This window comes from Pseudomonas sp. DD1, assembly GCF_044510355.1.
GTDB classification, from domain to species: domain Bacteria; phylum Pseudomonadota; class Gammaproteobacteria; order Pseudomonadales; family Pseudomonadaceae; genus Aquipseudomonas; species Aquipseudomonas shahriarae.
Map to the genome: position 1 here is coordinate 96488 of NZ_MSAJ01000037.1, position 26603 is coordinate 123090.

Consider the following 26603-nt stretch of genomic DNA (forward strand, 5'->3'; position numbering starts at 1 on the left):
GCCACAACAAGCCCCCTCATTTGTGCAAGGAGCGCGATGATGTCCAGGTTTCGCTTGAGTCGTCTGCTGCTGGTCAGCACCCTGCTGTCACTGTTTATCCTGCCCTTGGCCCACGCGTCCGATGCCGATAACTGCGTCCAGCAGCAACTGGTGTTCAACCCCAAGAGCGGCGGGTTTATGCCCGTCAACAACTTCAACACCACCGGCCAGAGCTTTATGAATTGCTTTGGCTGGCAATTGTTCATCGCCCTGAACTGGCCGGTGGACCCCGGCTGGCCGGCCAATGCCAGCCTGGCGGGCGAGCCGGACAGAACCATCACCGTCGCGCAATTCGGCGTGCCCACCACCGCCGGACAGCCCATGAGCGTGGCGCCGGTATGGGCCAGCTACAAAGACGCCAATGAGATTTTCCTGCCCGGTGCACCAAAGCCCAGCGGTTGGGGGGTGCAAACCCTGGTGCCGCCCAATTGCAGCAGCCAGGACAGCCTCCAGGCCCTGTCGGTAGGGGCGCGTAAATTCATGAATGCCACCTCGGAAAGCGCGACCAACGCCAAGCATCGCTTCCACTTGTCCAGCGGCACCCTGGCGTCGATTCCCGACCCGATCATGGAAGCCGCCGGTGGCTGGCTCACGGACCAGACCGGCAACCTGGTGTATTTCGAACGCAAGGTGGGCAAGGCCGAGTTCGACTACATCGTCGACAACGGCCTGTACGATGCCGCCAATCAACTGATCGTCGCGCAAAACAGCGATGGCAAACACCCAGCCGGCCTGTCGCTGCCCGCCGGTGAGCTGATGCGCTCGATGCCCACCACCCCGCTACCCCAGGAACAACTGGGCGCCCTGGAACTCAAGGCCGCCTGGCGCATCCTCACCGGCCAGCCCCAGCTCTACGGGCGCTACCTGACCACTGTGGCCTGGCTCAAGAACCCCGCCACCCTGCAATGCACCCAACAGGTGGTGGGCCTGGTGGGCCTGCATATCATCAACAAGACCCAGAGCTCACCGAACTTTATCTGGACTACCTTCGAGCACGTGGACAACGTACCGGAACCGGGCCAGGTGCCCGCGCAACAGCTGCCCCCGGACGGCTACACCTTCAACAATCCCAACTGCACCGGCGGCCCCGATGTGTGTACGCCGAACGTGGCGCGCATCCAGTGCAAACAGCACCACCCGGATCGCGAATGCACCGAACCCTATCCACGGGACCAACCGGTGCAGACCACCCGCGAACACCCACTGTCGTCGGACATGCAGGCGCTCAACGGCGCAGTGCAGGCCAGCTTCGCCCAACAGACCAACGGCCAGTCGGTGTTCCAGTACTACAAGCTGATCAATGTACTGTGGATCACCGCCCCGACGCCGCCCGACCCCGAGCCGGGCCCGAATGCGAAGGTTCCCCTGTCCTACGGTGCTTTTATCAGCGACAGCAACGTACCCGTGGCCAACACCACCCTGGAGACCTACGTCCAGGGCATGAACTGCAATGACTGCCATCAGCAAGCGACCATTGCCGGCAGCGCCACCCTGGCCTCGGACTTCTCGTTCCTGTTCAACAACGCCGATTCGGCCAAGCATACAAGCCTGATCAAACGTGTACATGCCTTCGAAACCCTCAAGGACGGCCAACCATGAAACGCTCCCTCGCCACCCTGCTGCTCACCCTGTCAATGGCCCTCGCCCCCCAGGCCTTTGCCCATTCGGCCCATGAACTGCACGCCCTGAACAACGGCGCCGATGCCGATGCACCGGGCAACCACGGCATGTTCATGGTCGGATCGCAGACCCTGTTCCTGGTGCACATGCCGATGTTCACCACGGAAAAGCACATGTACCAGATCGTCCTGCAGGCCAGCCTGCCGGCTGACGTAATGGCCAAGTACCAGGCCCTGCGCGCGGCCAACCCGAGCAAGCCGTATAACCTGATCAATGTCGATAACGACACCTTCACCCTGCCCCAACTCAAGGCCGGCGAAGTGACCGCGTTCAAGGCGACGATCTATGACGGCTACTCCAATGATGGCGGCGGCACCCCGGGGCCGGTGCTGTTTGACAACGTGCCGGTGACGGTCGAGGCGGTGGTGATCTACCGGCCGTTCAACCTGGGCATCGAGCGGCCCAAACAGATGGTGTACACCCTGTTTGGCCGGGGTAATGAGGCGCACCTGACGCACTACATCGCCCAGGATCCGGACTTCCAGGAAATCATCACCCTGCCTGGGCCACCGGCGCCGTTTTCGGCGGCGCAATTGGTGTCTACGGTGGATTTGAATTTCACCACGGTGCAGTCGTTGCCGATTGTGTGTCAGTCGCCACTCAAGCCTGGGGTTTATCCGACCTTGCTGGAGGGGCGTGCGGATGCGCCGGTGGCGCTGGACCTGGGGCCGGCGGCGCAGCGTGTGTGGTATTCGACGGGGAATTTGTTGAACAGGACCGATCCTTGCCAGCCTTGAGTGGGTATAAGGCAGCTTCGACATTTGATGTGTGATGTGGCAGGGGTTTTTCTGCTTCGCCCGGGTCGCGGTGGGAGCGGGCTTGACCGCGATGGCGGTGGGTCAGCGGCATAGGTATCTGCACAACCTTCTGGGTTTGTGTACATATCCGTTGCTGCGGTTATGGCGGCTATTGGTTCCGCTCTTACAGCGGGTCACTTTTGGAAAAGAGCCCCAAAAGTAACCAAAAGGGCTCTTGCCCCACCACTCGGTGCCTCGCCTAGGCTCGGCATGCCCGCAGTCAGGCATTGCTCCGTGGGCCCGCCGCGATCGGCCATCCATGGCCGTGTCGCGGCTACCCCGGCATCCATGCCGGGGTGCCCACTGCGCAATACCTGCCTGCGGCCATCGTGGTTTAACGGGGCGCCTGAGATCAAGATCAAAAGCCAGATCAAAAGCAGAGCAACAGCAACAGCAATGCCAAAGCCGGGGCGCGAAGCTGCATTCCCCCTGTGGGAGCTGGCTTGCCTGCGATGACGGCCGAAAGAACACATCAGAGTGTCAGGTATTCATTTGTCATCGTTAACGACCATCGCAGGCAAGCCAGCTCCCACAGGGGTACGCGTACGCTTCGACGATCAGGTCGGCTCTAAGGCCGCCTCGCTTTGCTTTGCTTTTGATCTGAGGCGCCCCGTTAAACCACGCTGGCCGTCATCCGATATTGATTTGGGGGGTAAACCGGCAGGACGCCGGTTTAGCCGCGCTGGGCCATGGATGGCCCATCGCGGCGGCCCCCCAAATCAATGTCGGATGACGGGCACACCGAGCCTAGGCGAGGTGCCGAGTGGTGGGGCAAGAGCCCTTTTGGTTACTTTTGGGGCTCTTTTCCAAAAGTGACCCGCTGTAAGAGCGGAACCAATAGCCGCCGTTACCGCAGCAATGGATATGTACACAAACCCAGAAGGTTGTGTAGCTACCTATGCCCATCGCAGACAAGCCCACCGTGTGAACCTTACAAACTGATCTGCCCCCGCTCCTCATCCGTCAACCGTGCCTTGGCCTGTTCGCTCAACGGCCCCGCCCCCAGCACCTGCACCGGGCTGTCAGGGTTGTAGGTCGGCGCCCGGCGTGCCTCTTCCTCCCGGCGTTGCACCGGCTCGGTGCCAAACCCCAGCACTTCCACCGTGACGATCGACGCCCGGCCCTGGCGCGCTGCGGCCTGTTGGTTGCGGGCCGCGTCTTCGGCGGCCTGGGATGCCGCTGCCCCCGCCGCGCTGGCTGAGCTCATGGCCGCGGTGTTGACCGCCGCCGACACCGGCACCCCGGACGATTTACCCTGGGTCTGGATATTCGCCGCGTTGACCACCCGCAGCGCGGCAATGTTGATATTGCCCGACACACGAATCCCCGCTTCACCGGCGTCAATGGTACCCAACGGCGCAATCAGGTCGATATCCCCTGCCGGCACTTCCGGGATCGGGTTAAGCGTGGCGATCCCCGCACCGGTACTCGGCACCGACGGCGACAGGCTGACGTTGCCCCAGTTGTCATACACACGCCGTGGCGGGGTGTAGACCACGGTGGTCTTGGAACCCCGCCCGGCGTTGATATCGCCTGCGGCGGACCAGCCCATGATCGAGCCGCCAAAGGTGGTCATGATCCGGCTCTGGCCCAGCAGGATGCTGTCCAGGGAATACAGCTGGATATCTCCCGCGCCCTGGGTAATGACCCCGGCGGTGGACGGCGGTGCCGCCCCCTCGATGCCGAATGTCTGGCCACCGCCCGGGGTGAACATCTGGATCGAGCCACCGAAGTTGGTGTGCACCCCGGCACCGCCGAACAGGGTGATATCGCCCTTGTAGGCGATGGCATTGCCGGCCACGTCCTTGTCCGGGAACAACCCGGCAATCGCCGCCCGCCCCCGCACATAGCTGCCCTCGCGCACGCCGCCAGCCTGGTTGTATTCGCGACCGGCGGCCTTGAGTTCGGCAAAGTACACTTCACGGGCAAACACCCGCTGTTGCTGCGCCGGCAGCGCCGCGTAGTAGGCACGGGCCTGTTCACTGTCACCAACAAACCCGAAGCGCTCGGCCAGCCACCCGGCCAGTTCGCGTTCGTAGGTCTTGGCGACTTTGCCTCCCAGCAGCGTCAAAGGCTCGCCCGTCTGCAGTTGGTTCTCAGGATTCAGGTAAGCCTCGACAAAGCGTCGGTAGTCCGGGCCGTTGGGGCCAACACCCGCCAGCATGACGATGCTCGCGCCGGGACGGCTGTCACCTGCGGCCACGGCGCCAAGGCTGTTGACGCTGACCTTGTCCTCCATAAGGAGGTTGCGCCCTGCCGTCAACTCCAGGGTGCCGGGCCCTGCGACATTGAAGCTGCTGTAGAGCATGTCGCGCCCGGCACTGACAATGGAGATGTCAGTCAGGCCGTTATGCACGAACAGGTTGGCGTCGAAGGCATATTCACCGGTATCCACTTCGCCACCGCTGGCGCCCCCCAGGCGCGTGCCGCTGCTGACGATGTCACGCCCCGCCCGCATCCAGACCGGGCCTGCGCCCTCATAAAACGTTTGCCCCACACGCGGGTCTCCAGCGCTGGTGATGGTCAGGGCACGCCCACTGTTGACGCCCAGCAGATCACCGCTCAACGCATAAAAACGCGCAGGTTCTAGGGTATCGCCCCACGACGTGCTGGCCGTGTTGGCACCGAAGGTGAACAGCGGGAAAAGCCCCAGGCGCGCAATGTTGCTATCGCCGGAAAGGTTGCCGCTGCGCGCGATGGGCAGGGAGTTGACGAAGCCCAGGAACGCCGGGTTGAGGATCGTCGCCATGCTGTCCGGCGCGGCGCTGGAACGGCTGACGGTGAGGTCGCCGCCATAGATCGAATCCCCAGCCAGCAATTGCAATTGACCGTTGGCCGATGGCGCCAGCACCAGTGCCGCCAGCGGTGGCAGCGAGCCAGGGTTGGCGGTCGCGGCACGCCCGTAATACAGGCTGCCGCTGGCGGCCACCGCACGCAATGTGGCGGGATAGACCGCCGCCATATCCGTCTCCAGCGTTTGCGTCAGCGGCGTAAGGTTGCCACCGGCCGAAAACAGGTCCACTGCCGTGTTGCGGGTCCACAGGCTGAACCAGCTCTGCCCGACGCCGTTGACCCCGTCGTTAACGTAGGCCAAGGCATTTGTCTGTGCGACGCGCCCTGGATCGGCCACATCCTGCAGCACCAGGTCGCCACGGGTGGCCAGGTTGAAGGTGGCATCACCGGGCAACAGGCTCAAGCCACCGGCCGCCGCGGCTGACGTGGCGCGCAGTGGATCATAGGCGCGGACTTCGCCGGGGCTCTGGTCGATCACCCGGCTGCCATAACGCAAGGTCAGGCTGCCCAGGGCGCCGCCGGTCAGTTGCACGTGCCCACGCAGGTTCACCAGCGTGCCATTGAGGTGGTCCTGGGTAATCTGACTGCCTGGATTCACGGCACCGCCGACCCGCAGGCTCAAGTCGCCACCACCGGTCAGTTGCAGGCTGCCGTCAGCCGCCACGCGCCCGGTGCTGCCCACCGCCAACACCAACCCCTGGCTGCGCAAGTTCACCGCCTGGGGCACATAACCGGCAGCCAATGGCCGGATGATCCCGGCATCGCCGCCCACGTCGACATTCAGGTTGCCCCCGCCCAACGTACCGAAGCCGGTGAAGCCGACCATCTGGTCGGCGCCCCCCGCCAGGGCGAGGTTGCTGGCGTAGGTACCAAAATTGATCCACCAGGCCGTCGCTTGTGCCGCCGAGCCACTCAAACCATTGCCCTGGCGCCATAACCAGTTGCCGACATTCGCCGAATCCTGGCCGCGATCGTTGCGGACCGGACGCCCCGAGGCACTGAGTGACGGGCTGGTGATGTTACCGGTCAGGTTCCCACCCACTTTCAACGACAGGTTGCCGCCCGCCTCCGGATACCAGGCGCGGTACACACTGTCTGCGCTGCCATTGACCAGTTTCTCGTTGCCACCCACGCTATTGCCCAGCACCTTGGCGTTTTCGCCAAGCGCCCGCGACAGGTTGTAGGGGTCGTTGGCCGAGGTGCCCGTGGAAGAACTGCCAGCGGTGTAGACCCCGTACAGCGATTCCATGCTCAGATTGCCAGCGGCCAGCAGGTCCAGGTCGGCGGCGCCGGTGCGGACCACACTGAAACGGCTACTGCCCCCGGCCACCAGGCTGTAGGCATCGCCGCCCGACTCACAGGAACCGGGGTAGTCCGTGCAGGTTCCAAGGTTGCCAGGGCTCACGGGCTTGCCGACCATGCTGGTGTCGCCGTAATTGTCGATGGAACCCTGCTCGGTCCAGACCAGCACGCCCTGGGCGAACATGCCGTAATGGCTGTCGGCCAGACGCAGGTTGCCGGTCACTGGAGAAACTTGCAGCCTGCTACTGTCGACCGCCTGGGTGTCAGCCCCGGCCACCAGGCGGATCGCCCACGCCTGGGAGCCTTCCGTCAGCATCGGCGCAACGCCCCAATTCTTGCCCTGGCGGCCAGCCTCCTCGACCCGTAATTTCACCGACTTCGCATTCCCCGCCAACTTCACATCGGTGCCGGCCGGCAACAAGGCGCCACGGGGCAGTGCCTTGCTGCCATTGAGGGTCACGAACGCGGTGCTGCCCAGGCGTCCTGGCAATGGCACGCCCTTGGGCCAGATCATCGCCCTGACACTGGTGTTGCTGGTCAACAGGGTACCGGCCCCCAGGACCGTGCCGGCCGCCAGGGTCTGGCTCTGGCTCAGCAGCGTCCCCGCCGCGAACAGCTGTGTGCCCGAGCCGTCGAGTATCGCCGCCGCCAGCACCGTACCGGCAGGCAGTACCAGGGGCTGGCTGAGGGTCACCGGCACCGGCAACCGCGTGCCGTTCGCCAGGCTCAGGGCCTTGATCGACACATCGAAGTTGAGGATCGCACCCGCCGGAAACTTGGTGCCGTCGGCCAGGGTCACGCCCGTGCCCGGCACCACTTGGGTGCCGCCGGTGTAATTGATCCCGGGGAGCAGCACCCAGCCGTTGTCATCGTCGCTCGGCGGTGGCGGTGCAAAGCCGTCGTTGATGCTGCCGTAGATATTCAAGTCGCCGCCAGCACGCAGGGTCAGGCGGCCGACTTCGCCGGAGCCATACACATCCGGGTTTTTCTGGGTATGTGGGTTGAGGCTGGCGTAGCGATAACCGGACAGGTCCAGGTCGCCCTGCACCACCAGGTCACCCTGGGACGTCTTGCTGACAATCTCCACCCCCGGCCGCAGATGCAAGGCATCGGCGTACGTGGCGTTATTCAGGCCCGCGAGCTTGTTATTCAGTAGGTCGTGGTTGTTGAGGGCTGCGTTGATAAACAGCACGCTCAGCTCATGTTTTTTGTCCAGGTACTTCTGGTCGATCACCTGGTACGGACGCCCACTGGCCGTGGCATCGGTCTTGGTCGGCGCATCGTCGTAGCTGATCATGCCGTTGAGGGCAATCGAGCGCGCGCCCTGGATATCCAGGCGGCCACGGGCATCAATGGCAATGTCATCACTGTTCAGGCGCGGAGCATTGAGCTCCAGGGTGCCACGGCTGCGACCGTCATGGCCCACGCCCCCATCGGTCCCGTGACGCAGGTCGATGCGCGCGCCATCGGCCAGGGTCAACTGGCCCTGGCCCGAACCCAGCACCACCATGGCGCGGTTCGGCGCGTCGATGATCTGGCCATGGCTGTCCACCCGCAACTGGCTGCCATGGGCATCGAGCACGGCGCTGCCGTCCAGGGTCAGGCCGGTCTTGGCCGTCAGGTTGATGCTGCCCACCCGCTCGCCACTGGCATCCACCCGCCCGGTGACGCGCAGGCTGCCGTTGTCCAGCGAGACACTGACGCTGTTGGCCTTGACCTCATTGCCGATGCTCAGGTCGCCCTGCTTGAGCTGGAAGCTGCGCGCCCCAAACACCTGGCCCTGGTTGAGCCGTTGGTTGAGGGCGGCAAACTGTTCGTCCAGGATGCCGCTGGTGCCCAGGCGCTGGGCCTGGATCTCCACCGCACCGGCCAGGTACGGCACTCGGGTGCCGCCGGCATCGTAATAACCGCTGCTGCCTGCCAGAAGCTTGCCTGCCAGGTCAACCACACCGCCTGTGTCCCCCACGGCCACGGCCCGCAGCTTGCCCGCCTGGTTGTGCTGCGCCGACAGGTCGATGGTTGAGCCGGTGGCCTGCAGCACATTGCCTTCGCGGCTTTGCAGCGATACCTCACCCCCCGCGCCATATTTAGTCAGGTCGTTGAAGACGATGGCGCGACCGGCCACATCAATCAGTGCGTCATCGGTCAACACCACGTCGCCACGGGCGTCGAGGGTGACCTTGCCGCTGGGCAGCACCACCGCGCTGGCCAGGCGAATGCTGTCGCCCTGCAGCGACAGCTCGCCGCCCAGGCCCTCGACCTTGCCCCGGGCCCCCGCCGAGGCGCCGATATCCAGGGTGCCGCCGGCGGTGATGCGGTTTACCGAGCCCGCCTCGCCGGTCAGCAGTGGCGTGAGAATGCTCAAGTCGCCCCCGGTATAGGCAAAGCCCTTGAGCGGATCATAGGCCCCCTGGCGCTGATAGACCGACAGGCTGCCCTTGTGGTTGGCGGTGATGCGCTCGCTGGCACTGAGGTTGACCTGGGCAAACCCCAGCGCCAGGCGATCGAAGCGCTTGGTCGTGCTCGGCTGGGCAAAGTCGCCATAGCCGAACTCGATGCGTTCGGCCTGGATATCCAGGCGCCCATTACCGCTGCCGGCGCCGCCGTCGATGGCGGCAACGGCCGGCGTTTCAGCACCGAGCCAGATCAGGTTGGCAGTGTGGATGCTCGCCACATCACTGGCGCTGCCGGCGCCGTAGATCGCCGGGGCAGACAGCATCAGGCGGCTGAGCAACGACTTGCCGGTCACCGCGTCATAGGTGTCGAGGGCACTGGAGCCATAGAAGTTGAAGCTGTCGCGGGCCGAGAGTTGCAGGGTTTCCAGGGCCGGCGCGCCGAACTGCGTGTCACCACGCAACAAGCGGTCCAGCACCTGCTGGGTCAGGGTCATGCCAGCCGGCAGGCGATTGCCGGCCGCCGCTGCAGCCAGGGCTTCAGGGCTGCCGACGTTGATGCTGGCCAGCCCCAGGTTGAGGTGACGGGTGCCGTAGCGCACCTCATCCCCCATCTGCAACGTCTTGTCGGTCAGGGCGACGATACTGCCCTCGGAATACAGGGCAGTCTGGCCGCTACAGGGCGCGCTGTTGCACGCCCCCAGATTGATCCCGCCACTGGCTGCGCCGCCGGCTTGCACGGCGTTGACCACGTTGAGCAAACCGTTGGAGACCGCCAGCATATTCGCCACCTGGTAGACGAAACCGTCCCGTGCGTCATAACTGGCCTTGCCCCGGCCAAGGGTATTGATCGAGGCGCCCTGCTCCATGACGATCTCGCCGGTAGAGCTCACCAGGAACACTTCCGGTGCGGCCAGGCTCGCCCCTTCACGCAAGGTAATAGAGCTACTGTTGGCGCCGACCACGTTGATGTAGTTGCCGCTCTGGCCATACGAAACCTGGGTCATCCCGCCAATCATCAGGCGTGCCGCGCCCAGCGCATTGAGGCTGGCTGCCCCCACGCTGACGCCCTCGAACCCCTCCGTGGCGGCCTTGCCTGGCGCCATTACTTCGATCCCGCCGGTTCCCATGTTCATCACTGCAACAGTGCCGGCAAAACCGTCGGTGGCCGCCTCAAAGCGGCCGATACCGGCGAACGAAAAGGCGTTCGCCCCACCACCGGGGTTCAACGCCAGTTTCAGGGTCTTGGCATCCACCGGCAGCAACGCCCGTGGCACGCCGAGCTTGGCCGCATCAGCCACGGCGAACTGCGCATAGCCGGTTTCATTGTACTGGGAGTAGCGGCGCAGGGTGTCGGCCGAGGTCAGGATTACCTGGCTGGCGACCCGGTTACTGATCCCGGTGTTGACGATGGACAAGCGCCCGGCAGCCGACCAGGAGCCATTGCGCAGCGCCTGTGGCACCTCTTCGGTGCCGCGCCCCGCGAGGCCGTTGATTTCGACACGGAACGCCCCCGGCATCAGCGCATAGGTGGAGGGCATCAGGGTATAGGTGCCTGCGGCCAGCCCCGGGACGCCAGCGTCCAGGGTGATTTGCTGGCCGAGCAACGGGTCGACTGCGCCCCCCTCCGGGGCCACCGGGGCATAACCCGGTTGCGCGCCGGGCACGATGGCGTACACCGGGTTACTGCCCAGGCCCGGCAGGACAAAGCCGCCGTGGGTGCCGACCTGCATCAGTGGGTTATAGCGCGCATCGGTGGAGCCGCCACGGCCGGAAATAAACCCGGCACCGAGCAGTTCGCCGCCGCCGGACAGGTCCAGCGTGGCCTCTGGCAGCACCGCCACCGATTGCCCACCGAGGATTACCCCCACGTTGAGATCGCCATTGAGGTTGGCAATCGCCCCCTGGCCGAGGAACGACACGGTCTTGCCGTTGTACTGGTAGACCTGGCCATCCACCGTGCCGCCGTAGGGCAGCACCAGGCCCTTGCCGCTCACCGAAGTCAGGCTGCCAGGCAGCAGTTCGACCTTGTGGGTGCCCAGGATGCCGACCTCGATCAACCCCAGGGGCGCACGCACCACCCCGCCCTGCCTGATGCTCGGGCCGCCCAGTTGCAGGCGACCGAAGGCCGAGTAAGGCACCGCGCCCGTCTCGTTGCCGGTACGGGCGATGGTCAGGGTGCGCGTCGGATCGTAGCCGTCAACCCCATCCAGGTAACCGGCCAGCACCCGCGCGCCGACTTCGGTGGCCGGGTACAACTGCGCGGCCTGCAGGGTCATGTCGCCCCGGGTCATGATTTGGGTACTGATCCCCTGGGCGACCGCATCGGCGCTGGCCCCCGCGAGAAAACGCAGGTCGCCCTGGCTGCTCAGCTGCACGTCATCGAAACCACGGCGGTCGACGCTCAACTGGCTGTTGTCGGCCTGGGTCAGGTTGCTCTTGTTGCCGAACAACACATTGCCGCGCACCTCCAACAGATTGGCACTGGCAGTGAACTGCGCCTGACTGGCGCGTTGCGACATGGCGCTGGTCAACACCGGATGCTGGTATTGGTCCTTGGCCTCCAAGGGCGCAAGGATGCCCGCCAGCAGCAGGTGCGGTGCCGACAGATTGACCCGGGCATTCTGCGCAGCCTGCTCACTCAGCCCCAGAGCGCCACTGTACAGACGCAGGCTCTGGCCCACGTGCAGCGACAGATCACCGTCAACACTCAGCAGGCCATTGCTCAGCAAGGCCAGGTTGTCGAACCCGCCGGCGCTGACCTGGTCCACGCCCAGGCGAGCATGCCCGTACTCCAGTTCCGCGGTCGCGGCCTCGGCAGTGCCCGCCAGCGTGCTGGGCTGGTGGGTCTGGCTGAGTAACAGTTCCCGCGCCTTGAGCACGCGGTCGCTGACCGCGCTCTTGAGGTAGTAAGGGCTTTCCAGGGCCAGGGACAGGCTACCGCCCGACGCCCCGGCACCACCGGCCCGGGCCACAAAGCGCCCGTCCAGGTACAGGCCATTGTTGGAGGCAAGGCTGATACTGCCGCCATTGCTGGCCACCGGTACCCGGCCCTGGCCCGGCAGGTCCAGGTCCGCCTGGGCCCCGGACGCCTCCAGGCGCGCACCGTCGCGCACCACCACAAACACATCACTGGCCTGGGCAATGCCGGTGGCGAGGTTGATCGTGCCACCGAGGCTGATATTGCCGCCGTTGCGCACCAGGCCATAGTGGCGGCCACGATTGTCCACGGCGCTCACCGCCCGCGCCGCCACGTCGATCAGCGCCTGCTCGCCGACCCAGATCGAACGCCCATGACCTGCGGCATTCACCGCCTCGGAACTGGCCACGTTCAGCCCGCCCAGGCTGACGCTACCGCCCCAGGCGTTGAGCGTACCGTCGACGGTCAACTGGCCGACGCTGCGCAAATTGATGGCCTGGCCCGGATCGACCGTGATAACCGCGCCCTGGCCGACGCTCAGCGCGGTGCTGGCCAATTGCGCAGCGCTGGAGTCGAGGTGCCCGGCCGTGAGGCTCAAGCTGGCACCGCGCCGCTGGCTCAGCACACTCTTGAGCGCGTCCTGCTGATACAACTCAGGTGTCCACACCTGCATCAGGCTCGCCGGATCAGTGCCACTCGGCAGCGTCTGCACCTGCTCGCCAACCCGGTACACCGACACCTCGACCCCGACCTGAGTGCCGTCAGCAACAATCAACCCTTCGTTGCCGGTGATGTCATACGCCGAGAACCCTTTCTTGAAAAAGTCCCCCGCCAGGTGCAGGGTGCCCGCGTCCGGGCTGCCTGCATCGCCGATCAATACCTGGCGCGACTGCAACGCCAGGGTGCCGCCACCGCTGACGCCATAACCGCGAATCTCACCGCCCAACACCAGGGCGCCCTGCGCGCCCAACGTCACGCTGCCGCCCTTGCCACCGATGACCTTGCCATCCTGGCCGACCGTAGCGCCCGAAGACACCTGCACCAGGCTCTGTGCCCCCAGGCTCACATCGCCGGTGCCACGCAGCGCCACCTTGCCGCCATTGGCGTAAGCCACACCCTCGGTGAGCGACGGCTGCAGGGCCAGGTTGTTCCAACGCCCGGACGCATCCAGCACCACCCCGGCGGCCACCGCGACGTGCCCGCTGCCCGCCAGAATCACCTCTTCAACGGCATTCTGCCGATTGAGGTTGACCTGACTGAGCACGTTGCCGGCGTGGAGGCTGCCACCGCGGGCGGTCAGATTGGCGTTGACCGCCACCTGGGGCCCGTACAGGGTGATATCGCCACCTTCGGCCACCGACAACCCACCATTGACCGTAATCTGCTGCTTGGCGCCAACCTTGATCGCGCCCAACTGGAAGCCGTTGAGTTGCGCGCTGTCGAGCACCAGCGTGCCCTGGCGCCCGGCCGGCAGCACGGTGCCCAGGTCGAGGCCGGCGGCGATTTTTTGTGTGCCGCCTTCGATCAGCACCTGCTCCATACCCGGCGTCAGGGCGTAACGCAGGGTGCCGGTGCTTTTGTTGAAGATCGGCGTGTACTGGCCAATGATCAGTTGCGCACGCTGGGCCTGGGCCTTCTGCGACTGCTGGTAACCGTCGAGGTTGATGTTCGGCGCCTGGGTCTGGCGCTCGCCCTGGAACACATCACTGATCAGTTGCCCTTCAAGCACCGCATTGCCGGTACCGATCACCAGCTTGCCAGCATCGCGGCCCACGGTATAACCGGCCTCGAAACGTCGCTGGGGGGCGATCAGCGGGTTGTAGTACAGGTCGGTACGGCCCCAGCGTTCGCTGGTGTCTGCAAAGCCTTTGTAAAGCCCGGTGTAGAGAATATCGCCCGGTGCCTTCGACAGCTCGTACAAGCGCCCGTCCGGGCCCTTGAGCCAGGTTTGCTGGACATAACCGCCCTGCACATCCACGGTGCCGCCCGACAGATTGATCTTCGCGCCCTGCTGGGTTACCACGTCATCCCCCGTGAACGTCACGCTACCGCCCTGGGCCATCCACTCGCCCACCGAGTGCCCTTGCGTACCCAGATAGCCACCGACTTCCAGCAGGCCGCCGGCGGTGTACCAGCGGTCCGTCGCGTAGCCGTTGGTACCCGCCGGCACAAACACCAACTCGCGCAGATCGACCCACACATCGTTGTTGATCAATTGCCCGCCATCGCGGTTGACCGGCGCATCGCGCTGCTCGTTGCCCTGCACGTTGATCTTGATGTTGTTGGCTTGCATCGCCACCTTGACGCCGATGGCGCCGGACACGTCGATCATCGCCCCCTCGCGCATCAGGCTGCGCTGGCCGGCGCTGACCGCGACCTGGCCACCGGTGGCGAGGGTTATCGAGCCTTTCTGGAAGTCCACGGTGCCGCCGCTGACGATCTCGATGCGCGACTGATCGGTACGGTCGGCCACCCTGCCCAGGTTATTGAACTGCCCGCTGGCCTGGGGGTTCACCAGGCCGTCGAGATTGACCAGGCCATTTTCGCGCTGGTTGTTGAGCGCGGTGGTGCCGCTGCTGTCGAGCAGGATCGCAGTGGTGCTGCCTTCGCCCAGGCTGACACTGCCGGTGGTGTCGCTGGCCGAGTTGAGTAAGTGAAGGGTGCCACGGGTGTCCACCGACGTGCTGGCCAGGGCTACGCCGTTTTGCTGCACGGTGTGCCCGGTCAGGGTGATGTCGCCGGTAGCGGCCATGATCAGCCCGCTGTTGGTCACGCTGCCCGCGCTGCTGCCGGCCTTGAGGCTGCTGGCGACTTCATTGCCGCGTGTGGTGGAACGGGCATTGCCGGCGGTACCCACGCCCTTGCGGATATAAAAACTGTCGCCGGCGGCCAGGGTCGTCTGGCCTTTGGCGGTGATGAGGGTGCCGGCGTTTTCCACTTCCGTACCCAACAGCAAGGCGTAGCCACCGGCATCGGTGGACGTCGCCGCGTCATGGGTCTGGATCAGCGCCCCCCGCTGCACCTGGACCTTGCCCGCGGCATCGGTGAACGTTGGCTGGGTGCCAGTGGCGTCGAAGTAAATCCCGCGCTGGGTGAATTGCTCGTCGGTGATCGCCGCCGCCGCCGCCACCAGGTTGCGCACGTTGACCTGGCTGCTGCCGCTGAACACCACGCCATTGCGGTTGATGATCATCACGGCGCCAGCGCCCTTGATCTGGCCCTGGATTTCACTGGGGCGCGCGTTGGGGTCATTGACGCGGTTGAGCAAGGCCCAGTTGGACTGCTGCTGGAAGTCGACGGTGGTGTTGCGCCCGACGTTAAAGGTCTCCCAATTGAGGATGGCCTTGTCGGCGGTCTGTTCGATGCTCACCGTGGTCTGGCCACCGGCCTGGCTTTGGGTCGGGCCCTTGGCGTTGATCCAGCCTTGGGTCAGGCTGTTATCGACCTGCAAGCCGCCCTTGCCCAAGCCGTCGGGAATCGTCGAGACCTGGCCCAACGCGGCCTGGCGCCCGGCCGCCTGGGCAGCCTGCTGGGCGGCAATCGCCGCCACGCTGTTGTTGAGGGTGCTCAGTGAGCGCTGCATCTGCTGGTTGACCCGCGCCTGCTGGGACAACGGCGGCGGCATCCCCGGTACCTGCGCCCCCGGCCGCGCCGCCGTGGCTGCCTGGGACGCGCCCTTGGCGGCAAACCAGCCGGAACTGAACGCCGTAGCCCCCTGGGCACTGCCCGCCACCAGCAACAAGGCAATGGCATGGGCCAGCGGCTTGAGGCGCAAGACAGTCTGGCCGCTCGGGCCGCGGGCATTCAGGTTTACCGGTGGTTTGCAGCGGACCATCTGGAATCATCCTTCTGTGTGGAGATGCACATCACGTATGGGAGGTAGGCGGTTGGCGAGGGGCAGGACTGAACTTCTGTCATGGAAAATTCATCTGGGCTCGGCAGCGGCTACGGGGTGAGCCAATAAAAAATCAGCAACGGCACAGGCCGTTGCTGATCAGGGGTTGCAGGTCGAGGAACGCTGGCGTTACAGCGGACGACCGATACCGTTGCAGACGTCGGTCTTACCGATGCTCAGCGGGTTGCTGGCGGTCAGGAAGCTGCTGCGGATCGCGCTTTTCCAGGAGTCAGGCAGCGGCACGAAACGGTTGGCGCGGATGGCGTCATCGTTGTTCACGGTCTCGCCGTAGTGCTGGGCAAAGAAGTCACGGACCTGGTTGGACTGGGTGCCGTTGATATAGCACTGGCTGAAGATCAGGTTGGTGAAGCCCAGGATCGGGTAGCCCGACGTTGGGTAAGGCACCACACCGGCCACGCCGTTTTTACCGAACACCGGTACCCACTTGTCCGGGTTGCCACGGTCAGCCACGGCGGGCACCGAAACCCCATCAATCGCCGCAGAAACGTTGTCTGGAGCAGGTGATACACCTTCGGTGTTGCTTGCCACGTCCTTGCCGACGCGAGCGACCTTGGTCGCGTCGTCCAGGCCTTCCAGGGTGGTGGCGGCGTAGTCAGGGCTCATGTAGGTGATACGGCCTTCGGCGACAGTCGTATCGTTCAAGGCATTCATCACGCCCTGGCTGCCGGCAGCCGCAACGGCACCGGCCGGCAGGCCACCGCTGTAGCTGTTGGCAAAGGTGGTGGTAACGGCGAAGCTGCCGGTTTCAGCGCACTTGGCGTTCAGGAAGCGCGTGAACAGTTCGGTGGTGCCGCTGCTTTCACTGCGGTAAACCACGGTGATTGCACCGCTACGGCCAGCGCCGGTGATCTGGCTCCAGTTGTTGATACGCCCGGAGAACACACCGCACAGCTCGTTGACGCTCAGGTCAACCGCATTGGCACCGCTCTTGCGGAAAGGAATGGCCACCGAAGTGGCCACCGACGGCACCTGGATCAGCTTGCCCCAGCCTGGCTGCTTGGCAGAGGCATAGGTGGACAATTCAGTGGCGTTGAGCTTGGAGTCGCTGCCGGCCCAGTGCACGTTCTTGGTGGTCACGCCGGGTACGAGCTTGTCGTATTTGTTTTCCAGGAACGCGGCCTTGCCGTTGCCGCTGCCGACACCGATGTAGGCGGCGAAACCGGCAGTCAGTACGCCGGGCGTCTGGTACAGCGGCTGTGGCAGGGTTGCGCCGCCGCCGTTGACATCAGCGAATGCAGCCTGGGCCGAGCAGAGGGCCGCGAGGGTCATGGATACCGCGAGAACGTTGCGCTTAAACATGAAGAAGCTCCTTTCGTCGTATTCATACGTTGAGGTAGATGGCTCTTGCATGACGCCATGGCACTCGGTTCACACGCCGTGATCCAGCGGGCTTGCGGGGCGAGGCCATGGACACGAAGGTCGCAGTTTCCGATGACAGATAAGGGAAAAAACCTCGGGAGGAACAGCTTGATTTTTAAAAAGATTCTCGGGTGTTTTGGCAATGATTGTGGCTTTTATCGGGGTGGGTGACAGCGAGGTTTCAGGGAGTGTTTCGACGATGGCGGGCGGGCCGTGCGCAGGGGGGCAAAGATGACCCAATGACGAACCCGAGGCTGGGTGATGGGCGGGTCGGGTAATTGACTTGCAGCCTGCTGCCACATTTGCACCAGCGCAGTCTTCACAGGTCAGGTAACCAATTGGTTGATCTCGATGATCGGCAACAGCACCGCCATCACGATCACCAGCACCACCGCGCCCATCACCACGATCATCAACGGCTCCAGCAATGCAGTCATGCCCATGGCCCGCCGTTCGATATCCCGCGACAGGGTCTGCGCCGCCCGCTCCAGCATCGGCGGCAGGGCGCCGGTTTTTTCGCCGCTGGCGATCAGGTGGATCAGCACCGGCGGGAAGACCTTTTCCACCGCCAGGGCCGGCGCCAGGTTAACCCCTTCGCGAACCTTGGCCGTGGCATCGCTGACACACTGGCTCAGGCGGTCGTTGGACAGGGTCTGGCGCGCCGCTTCCAGGGCGCGCAGCAAGGGCACGCCGGCACCGCCGAGGATGGCCAGGGTCGAGGCGAAACGCGCGGTGTTGAGCCCCAGCACAAACCGCCCGAGCAGCGGCAGGCGCAAGACCCGGCTGTGCCAGTTCAAGCGCGCCACGGGGTTGCGCAGGTACAGGCGCCAACTCCAGAAGCCCGCGACCAGCCCGGTAAAACACAGCCAGCCCCAGGCGCGGATAAAGTCACTGGCATTGAGCATTGCCAGGGTCAGCCCCGGCAGGTCCTGGCGCGCCTGGGAAAAGGCGCTGACCACCTGCGGCACCACGTAGCTCAGGAGGAAAATCACAATGCCGATGGACACCAACCCCACCACCCCTGGATAGATAAAGGCCGTGAGAATCTTGCCCCGCAGGTTGTTGCGCTCTTCGATGTAGTCGGCCAGGCGCTCCATGACCTGGGCCAGGTCGCCGGACTCCTCCCCCGCCGCAATCAACGCCCGGTAGATCGACGGGAAGTCCCGTGGCCGCGCAGCCAATGCATCGGCCAGGCGCATGCCGCTGCGCACATCGGCGCGCACCGCACTGAGGGTCTGGGCGATATGCTTTTTTTCCGCCTGCTCCACCGTGGCACTCAGTGCCGCTTCCAGGGGCAGGCTGGCACCGAGCAGGCTGGCCAGTTGGCGGGTGGCCCAGGCCAGGTCGTTGTCCGACAGTTTGGCGCTGAACAGGCTGTTGTCTGCCACGTTGGCGCTGCCTTCGAGCTGCACCAGCAACGCGGTCAGGCCACGACTGCGCAGGCTGGCAAAGGCCGCGCCCTGGCTCTCGGCCTCGAGGTGCCCGGCTTCCAGTTTGCCGCTGGCATCGGCGGCTTCATAGCGATAGCGATTCATCAGGCGTCCCGTGTTACACGCAAGATTTCTTCCGGCGCAGTGGCACCGCTGCGCACCCAACGCTCGCCATCCTCACGCATGCTGAACATCCCGGCGTGGCGCGCGGCGACGCGTATCTGCTGCTCGCCGGCCCCCTGGTGGATCAGGCCGCGCACCGCGTCATCGACGCAGAACAATTCATGGATGCCGGTGCGCCCGCTGTAACCGACCTGGTTGCACTGGCCACACCCCACCGGGCGCCAGGTGCCGGGGGCCGCCGGGTCAGGCTGTTTGCAGTGCGGGCACAGGCGGCGCACCAGGCGCTGGGCCAATACACCGAGCAGCGACGAGGCCAGCAGGAACGGCTCGACCCCCATGTCGATCAGGCGATTGACCGCCGACACCGCGTCATTGGTGTGCAACGTAGCCAGCACCAGGTGCCCGGTGAGGGAAGCCTGCACGGCGATCTGCGCGGTCTCCAGGTCGCGGATTTCGCCGATCATGATGATGTCCGGGTCCTGGCGCAGGATCGCACGCAGGGCCAGGGCGAAGGTCATGTCGATCTTGGCGTTGACCTGGATCTGGCTGATCCCCGGCAGGTCGTATTCCACCGGGTCTTCCACGGTGAGGATATTGCTCGTGCTGGCGTCCAGGCGCGCCAGGGCGGCGTAGAGGCTGGTGGTCTTGCCGCTGCCAGTGGGCCCAGTGACCAGCACGATGCCGTGGGGCTGGCGAATCAGGCCATCGAGACGCGCCAGCAGCTGCGGGTCCATGCCCAGGGTTTCCAGTTGCAGGCGCCCGGCCTGTTTGTCGAGCAGGCGCATCACCACCCGTTCGCCATGGCCGGTGGGCACCGTCGACACCCGTATATCAATCGGCCGCCCGGCAACCCGCAGGGCGATGCGTCCATCCTGGGGCAGGCGTTTTTCGGCGATGTCGAGCTGGGCCATGATCTTGATCCGCGACACCAGCGCGCCATGCAGGGCTTTGCGCGGCGACACCACATCGCGCAGGGTGCCGTCGACGCGGTAGCGCACCACGGAGTGGGTTTCGAAGGGTTCGATATGGATGTCACTGGCCTCGTCGCGGGCGGCCTGGGTCAGCAAGGCGTTGATCATGCGAATCACCGGGGCGCCGTCCTGGGTGTCGAGCAGGTCGGTGATTTCCGGGATGTCCTGCATCAGGCGGTCGAGGTCGACTTCGTTTTCGGCGGCGCCGACCACGGCGGCGGCGCTGCCGGTATCGGCGTAGGCACTGGCCAGCAGGCCGTCGAGTTCGTCGTCGCGCACCTGCTCGATGGCGGCCTCGCCGAATTGCCGGTGGACCTCGCTGATCGACCAGCCGGGGGTCGAGGGGCAGATGGTCAGGCGTGGGCCTTCGGGGGTGGGCTGCAAGAGGATGCGCTGGGATTTGGCCCAGGCGTAGGGGAGCAGGCTCATAGGGGGCCGCCCTTGCGGCGGCTCAACGCACAGTAAGCCAGGGCTGCGCCCATGCTCGGCAGTCCGATTCTCAAGGCGACCGCATCCCCCTGCGGGAGCTGTCGAGCCCCACAGGGGGAATGGGTGCGACTCACGGGCGTGTACTCCCCGGCATCGCCTTCTCCACCGCCGGCAACTGCGGCGCCTGCACATCCGGCAATGCCCAGCTGTGCTGCGGCTGCAAGCCTCCCTGGGCGCGGCGCATAAAGTCGTAGCGATTGCGCGTAATGCTGCGCCCCGCGCCGCTGTCGCGAATGATGTAGGGGCGCAGGAACACCATCAGGTTGGTCTTGTTCACACTGCGCGACTCGTTGCGAAACAGCGCGCCCAACCCCGGGATGTCTGATAGCCACGGCACTGCGTCGTTGCTCTGGGTATAGCCATCCTGCAACAGCCCGCCCAGCACCATGATCTGCCCGTCATCCAGCAAGATGCTGGTATCAATCGCGCGCTTGTTGGTCACCGTGCGCGCATCCCCCGACGCCCGGGTATCGACGCTGCTGACTTCCTGGTAGATATCCAGCTTCACCGTACCGCCCTCGGAAATCTGTGGCCGTACGTTCAACTTGAGCCCCACTTCCTCACGCTGCACGGTCTGGAACGGGTTATTGCTGGTGCCGCCCCCGCCGGTCACGTAGCTGCCGGTGATGAAGGGAATGGTCTGGCCGACGAAGATACTCGCCGCCTCATTGTCCAGGGTCAGCAGGTTCGGCGTGGATAACACATTGGTCCCGCCCTTGCTCTTCAACGCCCGCGCCAGGACTTTGAGGTCCAGCACCCGGCCGATCCCTGGAATATCCACGGTGCCGTCCACCAGGCCGATGTTCAGGCCCTTGGGCAGCACGTCGATGCTGGTCTTGCTGGTGGGGGTGCCGTTGATCCCGCTGCCGCCCAGGTTGACCCCGCCAAAACCACCCTTGCCCCCCAGGTTGCCGGCCTGCCACTGCACGCCGAATTCGCTGGCATCGTCTTCGTTGACTTCGACGATCAGGCTTTCGATCACCACCTGGGCGCGGCGCTGGTCGAGCATGTCGATGACTTCGCGCAGGTTGCGGTACAGCGGATCCGGGGCGGATATCAGCAGGGTATTGGTGGTCGCATCGGCCTGGATCGTCACACCGCCGGCACTGAAGGCGGTGCTCTGCTCACTGCCGGCAGTGCTTGCGCCGGAGCTGTCCTTGGCATAACCGCTGGATGGCGCCGCGCTGGCGGTCGGCGTGCCGCTGCTGTTCTGGGTGCTGCCCAGGCTGGTGCTACCCGCGCCGCCCATCGCACTCAACTTGGAGCGGGCCTCGTCACTGACGCCACTTTCGCTCTCACCGGTCAGCATGCCGCGCAGGGATTGGGCCAGCTTGCCGGCCTGGGCGTTGCGCAGGTACACCACATGCATGTTGCTGGGGTTGCTCTGGGCATTGTCAAGCTTGTAGATCAGGTTGCGCGCCAGCTCCGTGCGCTCCGGGCTGCCGGCACGGATGATGATCGAGTTGGAACGCGGGTCGCCGATCACGGCGATTTTCTGGGTCTGGTCGTTGCCCTGGGTTTCCAGCAACTCGGCGACCATTGCCGCGATATCCACGGCGATGCCGTTTTGCACCGGCACCACGTCGGTGTCGATGGCGCTTGGGGTGTCGATGCCGTCGATGATTTGCCCTACCCGTGCGAGGTTTTCCGCGTAGTCGGTGATGACGATGCTGTTGTTGCCGGGGTAGGCGTTGATCGGGTTGTTCGGCGAAACGATGGGGCGCAACACCGGAATCAGGTTCACCGCGTTTTCGTATTGCAGGCGGAAGGTGCGGGTCTGCATGCCGTTGCCACTGGGGCTGGCGGCGTTGTAGATCGGCCCGCCCAGCAGTTTGGCGTCGGCTTCCGGGACCACCTGGGCCACGCCCCCCACGTCGACCACGCTGAAGCCCTGCATGCGCAGCGCCGCCAGCAGCATGTCGTAGGCCTGGTGCGCCGGGACCTGGCCTTCGCTGACCAGGGTCAGGTTGCCCTTGACCCGGGGGTCTACCAGGAACTGCTGGCCGGTGGCGCGGGACAAGGCGCGTACCACCGCCTGGATCTCGGCGTCGACGAAGTTCAATTGCACCGGCTGGTCACCCAGCGGGTTGCGCACCTTGGCCGGCGCGGCGACCGGGCCACGGGCGCGGTTGCTCAGCGGGTGCTGGACCCGCGGCTGGGGGCTGATTTCGCGCTGGCGATCGGGCAACGGCACGCCATTGCGCCGGGTGTCGGCCAGGGGCTGGCCGAGTTCGCTGTCCACCAGCAAGGGCGCAGGTGTGGGCGCCGGGGTGTGGCTGCAGGCACTGAGCGCCAGCAACAGCAGCGGCGCCACCTGGCGAAACGGCGCTGAACGGGGAAGTGACCACTTCATGAAGCTTCCTTAGCGCCAGGCGCCTGATCCATGCGAACGGTCCCGGACACGCTGCCGGCCGGGTTTTCTGGGGTATCGCCCACACGCTGCAAGCGCGCGTGGGACACCTCCAGGGAAAATGCGCGCGGGCTGGTCAGCAGCCAACCAACCAGCGCATCCGCCGGCGCGTCGGTAAAAGTCAGGCGCCAACCGGCGGGCGCCACGCCCTGCAACTGATAGCGGTCTTTAAGTCCGGCAGCGTCGAGCGCCTGGCGCAGCGCGCCTTCCAGGTCTTGCCCGGCGCGCGCACCGGCACTGGCGCCCTGCAGCAGCACCTGCAAGGTGGCGGCCTGGGTGCGCAGCTTGGGGGTTTCGGCCTGCCAGAAATCAATCTGCTGCAAGGGCGGCTCAATCAGCAGCAACCACACCAAAAAGCCCGCCAGTACCGCCCCGCTGCCGCCCAGCAGGCGCTTTTCGCGCAGGGCCAGGCCGCTCCAGAATCCCTGGAGCTGGCCGCGCAGGTGCGGATAGCTGAACTTACTCATCGGCGCCTCCCGTGTTGTCGAGCGGCCCGAGGGTCCAGCCGTGCTCATCGCGGGTGGCAGCGAAACCCGCCTCGGTCAACGCCGCCTGCCACTCCCCTGGGGCGGCCGGGCTGCGACTGTCGGGCAACAGCTCCAGGTGCAACCGGCCTTGATCAAATGCCAACGCCTGGACGCTGCCGACCATAAACGGCAGGTGGTTGCCCGCCAGTTGCAACAGGCTGCTGAAACGCTGGCCGGGATCGGCGGTGGCACCTTGCCCGGCGGCCAGTTGCTGCCGGGCCTGTTGCAGCGGATTGAGGATCACTGGCAAGTGCGGGAAGGCCTGCTTGACCTGGGCAATCATCCGCGCTTTGAGCTGTTGCCCTTCGTCCACCTGGCGCGCGGCATACAGGTTCAGGCCCAGGGTCCAGACCGCCACCGCCAGGGCACTGAGCCCCAGCGCCCGGCCCCAGCCACCGCTGCTGGCGCGCTTGAGGTGGCCATGCAAGCCCCAGGCGGGGACCACACCCTGCCAGCGCGGGGGCGTGTGTTCATCGACCTGATGCAACTGCGCGCCAGCCTGCACCAGTTCCGCCAGGGCCTGTGGCCCCAGGGGGTGCAAGGCGCTCTGGTGCAGGCTCTGGCGCAGCAGCAGATGCCCGTCGACGCATGCCACGCTCAAATGCCCCGCCGGCGGCACAGGCAAGGCATAGGGCGCCGGGTACAGGCCGCGCAAACTGATAGGCACCTGGGCCAGGACCCGCTGCAGGTGTTCCAGGCCAGCCGTCGGCAGCCAGCCCACTTGCACCTGGCCGTTGCTCTGCCGTGGGCTGTGGACCACCTGCATTTGCGCGACCGGGCCGAGGATCAGCGCCTGGGCCGCGCAGGCCACGGCTGCCGCCACTTTAGCGGGCGGCAGTTGCGGCAACTCCAGGCTGCTCAGCAAACTGTCCCGGGGATGCAGGAAACACTCGGCTGCCAGGCTCTTGCGCGGTTGCGCCAACTGCCCAAGGCTGGCCTGACCTTGCCGGCTGACCTGCCCGGCGCGGTCCAACCAGGCGTAGTGCACCAGGCTCTCGGCGCTCAGTTGGGCCAGCGGCGGCAAGGCAATGCGCAAGCGCGTCATGCGCCCACCCGCCACCAGATCACTTGGGGTTGCCGGTCTTCAGGGCGATACAACAATGCTTCGACTGCCACCCGCCGCTGCTCGCGCCGCGCGCGGCCGTGCCAGCGGAACCACTCACTGGTGATTCCCACCTGCACCGAGTCCACCAACAACTGCGGCATGCGCAGGCGGTTGACGAAATCCCCGCGGTTGATAAACCAGCGCCCGCTGTCCCGCTCGGCCACCAGCCCCTGGGCCTGGGACAGGCTGAGCCCTGGCACCACCGCACTGAGCACTTCGGCGCTGGCCGTATTGCCATTGACCCAGGTGTTGTCGGGCAACACGCTGACATAGGCCGCCAGGCGTTGCTGCACACCCGGCTCAAGGGCAAGGTCGTCAAGGCTGCGCAACATCGGCGCCCTGGCCGGCAGCAAGGTCTGCGCGGCCTCGGGCGAGGTGCTGCGCAGGCTGCTCACGTCACTGCCACCCGCGCGCTGCGCATAGGAGGCAAGCACCCGTTGGCTGATGCGCTGGCTGACGCTGGGGTCGATGCCGAGCAACTGGCACAGACGTTGGAAACTCTGCAACTGCGCCACATCCGGCTGCTGCTGGCTGACCAGATTGCGCAGGTTGAACTTGCCCTGCTCGTCATCCAGGCGCCCTTCGACCACCCCGGCAAAGGGGCGCGCCCAGGGCTGGTCGAGACGGGTCAGCACCTCTTTGCGCCGCGCGTCCCACAACTGTTGCCGGCTGGCCTGCAGCGCGCCCTGCAACAACCAAGTGCCCTGGACCCGCAGTTGTTCGGCCTCAAGGCTGCGGGTGAACACGCTCTGGCGGGTGAGCATGGCCCCGGCAAGCACCGCCACCACGGCGGCGATCAGCAACGCGCTGATAATCGCCATGCCGCGCTGCTTCGCCGCTCTGGGCAAATGGCTGTTCATGGCGCGCCTTACAACTGCCAGGAGCCGATATCGGCATTCACGCCCTCACCGTCCGGTTGGCCGTCGGCGCCCAGGGAGAACACATCGACTTCACCGTTGGCGCCAGGGTTGAGGTACTGGTACGGGCGGCCCCAGGGGTCGTTGGGCAAGCGTTCGAGGTAGGCGCGCCAATTGCTGTTCTTCCCATCGGCCGGGCGCTCGACCAGGACCTTGAGACCCTGGGTCAGGTTCGGATAGCTGCCGTGGTCCAGGCGATAGAGTTTCAGCGCCTGCATCAGGCCACCGATGTCTTGCCGGGCAGCCGTGGCCCGCGCCTGGTCGGGGCGGTCGAGCACCTTGGGCACCACCATGGCGGCGAGGACCCCGAGAATGACCACCACCACCATGATCTCGATCAGGGTAAAGCCACGCTGGCCACGAGCGCCTCGCGGGGTGGATGTGAAGTGCGCGATATCCATCTCGACATTCCTTGGCTTGAGTGCTTTTCGTCGCGCAGTGTTGCAAGACAACATGTCAGGCGTATTGAAAATCCTCGGGAGCTTTGGTCGCCAATCGGTCAAGTGCAGGGGCTAGTCTGCGGGCCTGTTTCCCGGCATTGAGCAAGCCATGCGCGCCCGCAATAGGAACCAAGGTTTCACCCTGATCGAGGTGCTGGTGGCCCTGGCGATTATCGCCGTGGCCATGGCGGCGGCTGTGCGGGTGGCGGGGTTGATGACCCTGAGCAATGGCCTGTTGCGCGACAAGTCCATCGCCATGCTGGCGGCCCAGAGTCGCCTGGCGCAACTGCGTCTGGAGGGCCGCGCCAGCCCCGGGCGCAAGACGTTCGAGTGCGACCAGGGCCGTTTGAAACTGCGCTGTGAACAGGTGGTGGCAGGCGCTGGCGACCTGTGGAAAGTCAGCGTGCAAGTGCTGGACGCCACACGCGAGGCGCCGCCCCTGGCGCGCCTTGAGACCCTGGTGGGCCGCGCGCCGGCATTAAAGCAGGTTACGGCCGAGTGAGCCGGGGCAAGGCCGGGGCATCGGGCAACTTTTCGAGGTTGACCCGGACCTTTTCAGCGCCGCGCTCGATCACCACCCCGTCGCCCTCGATGGCCGCCAGGCGCACGCCGGGACTGAGGCGTTCACCCGCTAGAAAGCTGCGCGGCGGCCCGTCGTTGAGGCTGAGAATCGCCACCGCGCCCTGGGCGCCGGCCAGCACCCCGGAGACCTTGATCTGCAGGGCCGCCGGCATGTCGGCAAACCATTGCTGCGCCGGGTTATCACTGCGCGCCGCCAATGCCTGGGGGGCAAGCGCCGGGGTATGGGACTCGGCAGACGTCAGCAGCAACGGTGTCCATGTAGCGACCCCGGCCAGCGTCGCCAGCACGGCCAGGGCCTGGATGCCGTGGGCGGCAGATACGCGATGGATGAATGCCATGGGCGGGACCTCCTGTTTGTCCGTGCAGACAGCCTACAGGGCAATTCTCACGGTTTTATTTCAGTGGCAGAT

General features: G+C 65.4%; 13 protein-coding genes. 3 read left to right on the forward strand and 10 right to left on the reverse strand.

The features are described from left to right. Nucleotides 1-39: 39 nt before the first annotated feature. The gene (locus PSFL_RS23620) at nt 40-1638 is read left to right on the forward strand and encodes a hypothetical protein (protein ID WP_115127982.1); all 1599 of its coding nucleotides are present in this window, start codon (nt 40-42) and stop codon (nt 1636-1638) included. Next, the gene (locus tag PSFL_RS23625; protein WP_120732569.1) at nt 1635-2456 is read left to right on the forward strand and encodes a hypothetical protein; all 822 of its coding nucleotides are present in this window, start codon (nt 1635-1637) and stop codon (nt 2454-2456) included. The genes PSFL_RS23620 and PSFL_RS23625 overlap by 4 nt, the downstream gene beginning before the upstream one ends. A gap of 991 nt (nt 2457-3447) precedes the next feature. On the opposite strand, the gene PSFL_RS23630 is transcribed toward PSFL_RS23625, so the two are convergent. The 9 genes from PSFL_RS23630 to gspG form a co-directional block, all read right to left on the reverse strand. Then, entirely contained in the window at nt 3448-15759 is a 12312-nt protein-coding gene (locus tag PSFL_RS23630; protein ID WP_397470545.1) for a filamentous haemagglutinin family protein, read from the reverse strand. Nucleotides 15760-15948: 189 nt separating this feature from the next. Then, nucleotides 15949-17139: a substrate-binding domain-containing protein gene (locus tag PSFL_RS23635; RefSeq protein ID WP_115127979.1), complete on the reverse strand. Its 1191-nt coding sequence runs from the start codon at nt 17137-17139 to the stop codon at nt 15949-15951. Nucleotides 17140-17525: 386 nt separating this feature from the next. Further along, the gene (gene gspF, locus PSFL_RS23640; RefSeq protein WP_397470546.1) at nt 17526-18734 is read right to left on the reverse strand and encodes a type II secretion system inner membrane protein GspF; all 1209 of its coding nucleotides are present in this window, start codon (nt 18732-18734) and stop codon (nt 17526-17528) included. Beyond that, nucleotides 18734-20152, reverse strand: coding sequence for a type II secretion system ATPase GspE (gene gspE, locus PSFL_RS23645; protein WP_057959142.1), 1419 nt, complete (start codon nt 20150-20152; stop codon nt 18734-18736). The genes gspF and gspE overlap by 1 nt, the downstream gene beginning before the upstream one ends. A 130-nt stretch (nt 20153-20282) precedes the next feature. Further along, a complete protein-coding gene (gene gspD, locus PSFL_RS23650) occupies nt 20283-22565 on the reverse strand; it encodes a type II secretion system secretin GspD (protein WP_397470547.1) in 2283 nt (760 codons plus the stop codon). Then, nucleotides 22562-23089, reverse strand: a complete 528-nt coding sequence (gspM, locus tag PSFL_RS23655; protein WP_057959140.1) for a type II secretion system protein GspM — start codon at nt 23087-23089, stop codon at nt 22562-22564. The genes gspD and gspM overlap by 4 nt, the downstream gene beginning before the upstream one ends. Continuing rightward, a complete protein-coding gene (gene gspL / locus PSFL_RS23660; protein ID WP_397470548.1) occupies nt 23082-24194 on the reverse strand; it encodes a type II secretion system protein GspL in 1113 nt (370 codons plus the stop codon). Before gspL ends, gspM begins: the two co-directional genes overlap by 8 nt. After that, nucleotides 24191-25114 carry a type II secretion system minor pseudopilin GspK gene (gene gspK, locus PSFL_RS23665; protein ID WP_397470549.1) on the reverse strand — a complete coding sequence of 308 codons (924 nt, stop codon included), beginning with the start codon at nt 25112-25114 and terminating at the stop codon, nt 24191-24193. Before gspK ends, gspL begins: the two co-directional genes overlap by 4 nt. Nucleotides 25115-25122: 8 nt before the next feature. Continuing rightward, nucleotides 25123-25572 carry a type II secretion system major pseudopilin GspG gene (gene gspG / locus PSFL_RS23670; protein WP_397470550.1) on the reverse strand — a complete coding sequence of 150 codons (450 nt, stop codon included), beginning with the start codon at nt 25570-25572 and terminating at the stop codon, nt 25123-25125. Between the two features lie 148 nt (nt 25573-25720). On the opposite strand from gspG, the gene gspI reads away from it, so the two are divergent. Next, nucleotides 25721-26113: a type II secretion system minor pseudopilin GspI gene (gene gspI / locus PSFL_RS23675; protein ID WP_397470551.1), complete on the forward strand. Its 393-nt coding sequence runs from the start codon at nt 25721-25723 to the stop codon at nt 26111-26113. On the opposite strand, the gene PSFL_RS23680 is transcribed toward gspI, so the two are convergent. Then, nucleotides 26100-26531 (reverse strand): type II secretion system protein N, encoded by a 432-nt coding sequence (locus PSFL_RS23680; protein WP_397470552.1) that lies wholly within the window; start codon nt 26529-26531, stop codon nt 26100-26102. The genes gspI and PSFL_RS23680 overlap by 14 nt on opposite strands. Between the last annotated feature and the right edge of the window lie 72 nt (nt 26532-26603).